This is a genomic window from Phaeobacter sp. HF9A (assembly GCF_011806385.1).
In the GTDB taxonomy this organism is placed as follows: domain Bacteria; phylum Pseudomonadota; class Alphaproteobacteria; order Rhodobacterales; family Rhodobacteraceae; genus Epibacterium.
The window spans coordinates 1-1,453 of record NZ_JAATOX010000244.1; the positions used below are offsets into that span (position 1 = coordinate 1).

A 1,453-nucleotide genomic window follows, 5' to 3' on the forward strand; every position below is an offset into this window, starting at 1 on the left:
GTTGCAGGATCTGCTGAACGTCGGAGGCCACTTTGTAGTGCTCTTCGCCAACGATCTGCGGGTCCATCAGGCGCGACGAGGAGTCGAGCGGGTCCACAGCCGGGTAGATGCCGAGCTCGGAGATCGCACGGTTGAGAACGGTGGTCGCGTCCAGGTGGGCAAAGGTGGTTGCCGGCGCGGGGTCGGTAAGGTCGTCCGCGGGAACATACACAGCCTGGATCGAGGTGATCGAGCCGTTCTTGGTGGAGGTAATACGCTCCTGCATCGCACCCATGTCGGTGGCCAGCGTCGGCTGGTAACCCACAGCGGAGGGGATACGACCAAGCAGAGCCGAAACCTCGGAACCGGCCTGGGTAAAGCGGAAGATGTTGTCCACGAAGAACAGAACGTCGGTGCCGGACTGGTCGCGGAACTGCTCGGCCAGGGTCAGGCCGGTCAGAGCAACACGGGCACGCGCACCCGGAGGCTCGTTCATCTGGCCGTAAACCAGAGCCACCTGCGACTCTTCGAGGTTGTCGGGCTTGATCACGTTGGATTCGATCATCTCGTGATACAGGTCGTTGCCTTCACGGGTCCGCTCGCCAACACCGGCGAACACGGAGTAACCCGAGTGCACTTTCGCGATGTTGTTGATCAGTTCCATGATGAGAACGGTTTTACCCACGCCCGCACCGCCGAAGAGACCGATTTTGCCGCCTTTTGCGTAGGGCGCCAGCAGGTCGATCACCTTGATGCCGGTTTCCAGCACTTCGGATTCGGTGGATTGTTCGTTGAATTCCGGCGCCGGCTGGTGGATCGCGCGGGTTTCGGTCGCGACGATCGGCGCGCCTTCGTCCACGGGTTCGCCCACGACGTTCAGGATGCGGCCCAGGGTGGCGTTACCGACCGGGATGGTGATCGGAGCGCCGGTGTCGGTCACTTCCTGACCGCGCACGAGACCTTCGGTCGCGTCCATCGCGATGGTGCGGACAGAGCCTTCGCCGAGGTGCTGAGCAACTTCCAGGACCAGTTTCTTGCCATTGTTGTCGGTGGTGAGGGAGTTCAGGATCGCCGGCAGATCGCCGTCGAACTGGACGTCCACAACGGCGCCGATGATCTGGGTCACCTTGCCTTTTGCATTTGCCATTTGTTCGTCTCCGGTTGTCTCTTAGAGCGCCTCGGCGCCCGAAATGATTTCAATCAGCTCGTTGGTGATCACGGCCTGACGCGAGCGGTTGTACTCGATGGTCAGCTTGTCGATCATCTCGCCCGCGTTGCGGGTCGCGTTGTCCATCGCGCTCATCCGAGCCCCCTGTTCGGAGGCTCCGTTTTCCAGCAGACCTGCAAAGATCTGTGTTGCCACACCACGCGGCAGCAGATCGGTCAGGATCGCCTCTTCGCCGGGTTCGTAATCCACGACCGTGCCAGCCGCCGCATCCGCAGCCTCGGCCTCGAAGGTGGCCGGGATGATCTG

2 protein-coding genes are annotated in these 1,453 nt (G+C 61.8%); both read right to left on the reverse strand.

Annotated elements, in window-relative coordinates:
- Positions 1-1,126: F0F1 ATP synthase subunit beta (gene atpD / locus HCZ87_RS20695; RefSeq protein WP_167647011.1), on the reverse strand; the 1,126-nt coding region annotated here is incomplete at its 3' end.
- A 21-nt stretch (positions 1,127-1,147) separates the two neighbouring features.
- The coding region (locus HCZ87_RS20700) for a F0F1 ATP synthase subunit gamma (protein WP_175582345.1) at positions 1,148-1,453 on the reverse strand (306 nt) is incomplete at its 5' end.